This window comes from Actinomycetospora sp. (genome assembly GCF_055612215.1).
In genome coordinates this window covers 1-4,828 of sequence record NZ_JBVPVA010000977.1, presented here as the reverse complement: position 1 = coordinate 4,828, position 4,828 = coordinate 1, and the positions used below count along the sequence as shown (strand labels likewise).

The 4,828-nt window shown below is 73.8% G+C and carries 4 protein-coding genes; 1 reads left to right on the top strand and 3 read right to left on the bottom strand.

What is annotated here, in order from left to right; translation table 11 throughout:
• From AC0CYZ_RS26590 to AC0CYZ_RS26580, 3 genes are all read right to left on the bottom strand, one after another.
• On the bottom strand, positions 1-2,150 hold a 2,150-nt coding region (locus AC0CYZ_RS26590), incomplete at its 3' end, for a glycosyltransferase family 2 protein (protein WP_472220962.1).
• A gap of 326 nt (positions 2,151-2,476) precedes the next feature.
• Positions 2,477-3,025, bottom strand: a complete 549-nt coding sequence (locus AC0CYZ_RS26585) for a metallophosphoesterase family protein (protein ID WP_472220960.1) — start codon at positions 3,023-3,025, stop codon at positions 2,477-2,479.
• Positions 3,026-3,036: 11 nt separating this feature from the next.
• A complete protein-coding gene (locus AC0CYZ_RS26580) occupies positions 3,037-3,441 on the bottom strand; it encodes an SRPBCC family protein (RefSeq protein ID WP_472220958.1) in 405 nt (134 codons plus the stop codon).
• 86 nt (positions 3,442-3,527) lie between these two features.
• Here AC0CYZ_RS26580 and AC0CYZ_RS26575 point away from each other — a divergent pair.
• Positions 3,528-4,828, top strand: a 1,301-nt coding sequence (locus AC0CYZ_RS26575) for a cytochrome P450 (RefSeq protein WP_472220956.1), incomplete at its 3' end; no start/stop codon positions are given.

Sequence of the window (4,828 nt, the reverse complement as noted above, 5' to 3'; positions counted from 1 at the left end):
CCGCCCGGGCGGGGCCGGTGCTCGCCGGGCGCCGGCACCGGACGGGGCCGCAGCCCGTTCGGGCGCGGACCCGAGGGCGCACCCGCGGGACGCACCTCGGTCTCGGCCGCGTCGTCCCCGCCGCGCAGCCACCCGGCCGGCAGCGGTCGATAGCGCTCGCCCGAGGGGACCTCGCGCGCCCCGCGCCCGTGCTCGTCGGGCCGCACCGCCGTCGTGCGGGCGTCCGACCCGGCGGCGCCGGCCGCCGCCGGGACACCGGTGCGGACCCACCCGTCGGGGAGCTGGTCGGCCAACGGCGAGCGGAACGGAGCGGAGTCCGGTCCCTGGGCGATGAGCGCGTCGATCGCCGCCCGCTGGAGGGACTCGGTGGTGATGCCGGTGCGCCCGTCCGCGGTGCGGGGGCCCTCCGCGGTGAGCACCGGCTGGCGCCCGACGACCCGCTCGACGATCCACAGCGCCGGCGGCGCGAGGCAGGCGAGCAGCGCCACCACCGGCCACAGCAGCACTGCCGGCGCCGCGTAGCCCATGACGATCGAGGTCACGATGGCGACGACCAGCACGAGCGCCCACTGCAGGTGGCGGCGGAAGGTCAGGATGTGGTCCGAGGTCGAGGACAGCCCCTTGGGCGTCACCACGAACCGGGCGGGCAGCCGGAGCAGGGTCGCGATCAGCGACGCCGCGAAGATGGGCGAGGCGAAGATCGACATCAGCATGCCCTTGACGCCGGAGGAGCCCTCGGCCTCGTAGGGGCTGACGTTGTAGCGCCGGTTGCGCAGGTAGACCCACAGCTGGAAGGCGGTGGCGTCGATGTAGAGCGCCAACCAGAGCTGGACGGGCACGACGACGCCCTGGACCCCGAGCGAGAGGAACAGGACCGCGTTGACCGCGCCGAGGATCCACCCGATCGCCATCGACGGGTAGAACGTCGTGATCAGGCAGTAGTGCAGCGCGCGGCCCGGCGAGAGCATCGGCAGCCGCTTCCAGAACTCGGTCAGCAGCACCTCGAACGTGCCGCGCGACCAGCGCATCTGCTGGGAGAAGAAGTCGCCCCACGACGACGGGCCCTCGCCGACCGCGAGGACGTCCGGCGTGTAGACGGACTTCCAGCGGGCCCCGGACTGCGGGTTGCGGCGCGTGTGGAACTTCAGGCCGGTCGCCATGTCCTCGGTGACCGAGTCCGAGAGGCCGCCGACGCCCTTGAGGGCGCTGATGCGCAGGGCGTTGTTGGTGCCGACCAGCATCGCGGCGTTGTAGCGGTTCGCCGCCCGCTGGATCAGCGAGTGGAACGGGAACTGCTGCGACTCGGCGGCCCGCGTCACGAACGTCTCGTCGTTGGCGTAGCACTGCGGGCCCACGACGAAGGCGACGTCCGGGTCGCGGAAGTACCCGAGGATGCGTTCCGCGTAGTTGGGCAGCGGGACGTGGTCCGGGTCGACCGACAGGAAGATCTCGTAGGAGTCCCCGTGCTCGGCGACCCACGCGTTGTAGTTCCCGTGCTTGGTCTTGGCCTTGAACGGGCCCTTCTTGCGGTTGTACTGCTCGATCCCCTTGCGGGTGAAGTGGTTGACCCCGAGCTCGCGGCACATCGCGCGCACCGCCGGGTCGTCGCCCTCGTCGAGGATCCAGACGTCGAGGATGCCCTGGTAGCGGATGCGCAGCGCGGCCTGCAGCGTGCCGCGGACGACGTCGATCGGTTCCTTGCTCGGCACGATCGTGGTGAGGAAGGCGATCCGCTGGTTGGGCTGCGGCGGGACCGGGACCGGGTCGCGCGAGATCACCGAGGCCAGGGACAGCGAGAAGACGTTGATCAGCCGCAGGAGCTCCATCAGGCCGATCGAGCCGATGACGACCCAGTTCGCGTACTGCGCGATCAGCGGGCCGTTGACCCCCGGGCGGTGCGAGGGGTGGAGCAGCCAGAGGAAGAAGAGGGCCTCGAAGGCGAAGTTCAACGCCGCGACGGCGAGCGAGCGCCACACCCGCCCACGCCCGTGGACGAGCTCGACCCCCCGGTAGGACACCTGGTAGTCGTGACCGTCGCCGTCCAGCTCGCGGATCGGTCCCGCCAGCTGCGAGAACTCCTGGATGCGACGACCGACGACGAGTTCGGACTCGTCGACCTCGTCGGCAGGTCTCTCGGCAAGAAGCGTCATCGGGCCGTTTCGTCTCGATGGCAGGGGACCGCGGTGGTCGCGGGCCCTCGTCGTCGTGGCGTCGTGCCTCGTCCCCGCCGTGCGGCGGGTCCGGAGCCGAGCGCCGTCCTCCAGTCGGTGTGCTGTTCGGGCGATGTCAGTGTTGGTGCACCGTCGCATTGCGTGTCGACGTGACGGGGGAACGGTACGGCCATCACTGACCGTGCTCGTGCAGGGGGACGGTCGTGACCGGTCCGGCGTTGCTCCCGATCGGCGAGATCGTGCTGGACGGCCATGACGCGGACCCCGCGGACCCGGCCCGCCGCGCGGCCGCTCACCGCCGGTGATCAGCGGGAACGCGGCCGGGCGCGCTGCGGGAGGTCGTGTCGCGCGACCGTGAGGACGCCACCGGCGACGGTCCCGGTCATGAACGTGCAGGACGGCTGGCGGCGGCGGTCGGTCGGGGAGCCCGGGTTGAGCAGCCGGAGGCCGCCCGGCGTCTTGGTGTCCCACGGGATGTGGCTGTGGCCGAAGACGAGCACGTCGGCCGGATCGTCCGAGCCCGGCCCGAACCACGCGTCGGCGCGCCGGGCGCGGCCGCGGGCGTCGCCGGTCTCGTGGATCACCGCGAGGCGCAGGCCCCCGACCTCGGCCCGGGCCACCTCGGGCAGCCGGGCGCGGAGCTCGTCGCCGTCGTTGTTGCCCCAGCACGCGAGCAGGCGCGGCGAGCGGGCCTCGAACAGGTCGAGGGCGTCGGGCTCGGTCCAGTCGCCGGCGTGCACGACGAGGTCGGCCTCCGCGACCGCCGCCCACACCTCGTCGGGGATCTCCTTGGCACGCGACGGCAGGTGCGTGTCGGACACCAGCACCAGCCGGACCACGTCGTCGGGGCTCACGGGCGGGGGTCTCAGCCGTGCAGGGCGCGGGCGTGCGGGCCCACGTGGGCGTGCAGGGCGACGAAGGCGATCGGCGTGTAGGGCGCGACGACGAGGGCCGGGCCCTCGGTCACCAGCCACGATCGGGTGCCGTCGCCGAACGGCTCCACCCCGTGGTGCAGCACCAGCCGGACCGGGCCGACGCGCACCCGCCACGACCAGGTGCGGGCCGTCTCGTCGACGGCGAGCACCTCGAAGGGCACGTGCAGCAGACCGGCGGCCCGCACCGTGCCCGTGAGGCCGGGCTCGAGCCGGCGTCGGGCGGCGTCGACGCCGCTGATCTGGGGCGCCCACCCCGGCCAGCGGTCCAGGTCGGCGTAGCGCTCCCAGGCCTCGTCGGGGGAGACGGGCCCGCGGGCGGAGAGGGAGGTGCGCACGGAGTCGGGAGTACCCGTGGGCGCCGACTCGACGCGTCGCGCCGATGATCGGTACCGTTGCGTACCAAATCGACCGGGAGGTGGGCATGGCGGTGCGCAGCACGCTGCGGTGGGCGGCCACACACGGGCTCATGCGGGCGGCGATCCGACGGCAGGCGCGCGGGGGCAACCCGGACGCGGCGCTGCTGCTCGACCCGGACCTGCAGGGCGACCCGTTCGCCCACTACGAGCGGCTGCGCGAGCAGCGGCCCTTCGCCCGGGGGGCGTTCTCGCGGGTGAGCGTGCACCACGACGTGTGCACCGAGGTGCTGCGCAGCGAGGACTTCGGCGTGGCCGACCGCGACGAGGCCATGCCGGCGGCCGTGCGGTTCGCCCTGCGCCTCGCGGGCCCGCCGCCGCACCCGGGGCCGATCGACCCGCCGTCGATGCTCGCCGTCGACGACCCGGACCACACCCGGTACCGGCGGCTGGTCACCCGTGCCTTCACCGCGCGCCGGGTCGCCGCGCTGCGCGGGCGCACCGAGGAGATCGCGACGGACCTGCTCGACTCCCTCGCCCGTCCCGACGGCGGGCCGATCGACCTCGTCGAGCGCTACGCGAGCCTGCTGCCGGTCACCGTGATCTCGGAGATGCTCGGCGTCCCCACGTCGATGCGCGAACAGTTCCTGACCTGGGGCGACGGCGCCGCCGCGTCGCTGGACCTCGGGCTGCCGTACGGCCGGTGGTCGCTGGTCCAGCGCAACGTCGCGGCCCTGCACGGGTGGATGACCGAGCACCTGCGCCGGCTGCGCGCCGACCCGGGCGACGACCTGCTCTCCCAGCTCGTCACCGTGGCCGACGACGACGGCAGCGGGCTCACCGAGCGCGAACTGGTCTCGACGGCCCTGCTCGTGCTGGCGGCGGGGTTCGAGACGACGGTCAACCTGATCGCGAACGGCAGCCGGTTGCTCTTCGACCACCCGGACCAGCGGGAACGGCTCGCCGCCGACCCCGCGCTGTGGCCCACGGCGGTCGACGAGGTGCTGCGCGTGGAGTCCCCCGTCACGCGCACCGCGCGGCGGGCCCGGCGTAACACCGAGGTGGCCGGCGTGGCGATCCCGGCGGGATCCCTGGTGGTGACGGTGCTCGCCGGCGCCAACCGCGACCCGGACGTCTTCGGAGATCCCGCGCGATTCGACGTGGCTCGGGCCAACGCCCGCGAGCACGTCGCCTTCTCCAGCGGCATCCACTACTGCCTCGGGGCGGCGCTGGCCCGGATGGAGGGCGAGGTCGCGCTCCGGTCGCTGTTCGAGCGGTTCCCGGACCTCGCCCCGGCCGGGGAGGCCCGCCGTCGCCCGACCCGCATCCTGCGCGGCTACGAGGCGATGCCGGTCCTGCCCGCGGCGTC